This is a genomic window from Streptomyces iakyrus, assembly GCF_000717055.1.
Taxonomy (GTDB): Bacteria; Actinomycetota; Actinomycetes; order Streptomycetales; family Streptomycetaceae; genus Streptomyces; species Streptomyces iakyrus.
The window spans coordinates 1-301 of the sequence record NZ_JNXI01000153.1 but is presented as its reverse complement, the minus strand read 5'-3'; the positions used below and the strand labels follow the sequence as shown (position 1 = coordinate 301).

Here is a 301-nt window from a genome sequence, read left to right as displayed (position 1 = left end):
GGTCCTCGGACCCCTGGTCATCCCCCAGATCGTCACCGCACTGGGTCTGTTCCTGTTCTTCGAGCCGGCCGCGATGCTGGGCAGCCCGATCGCCATCGCCCTCGGCCACACCGTGCTCGCCTCGCCGATCGCGGTCCTGATCCTGATCGCGACGCTGCGCGGGATCGACGAACGGCTGGAGGACGCAGCGGCCAGCATGGGCGCCGGACGGCTCACGATCGCCCGGAAGATCACCTTCCCTCTGGCGGCACCCGGGATGATCGCGGCGGCGATCTTCTCCTTCATCACCAGCTTCGACGAG

Annotated in this window: 1 protein-coding gene; it reads left to right on the top strand. The window is 68.4% G+C overall.

Going from position 1 to position 301, the window contains the following annotated elements; genetic code table 11:
* The coding region (locus OO68_RS41895) for an ABC transporter permease (protein ID WP_033314761.1) at positions 1–301 on the top strand (301 nt) is incomplete at both ends.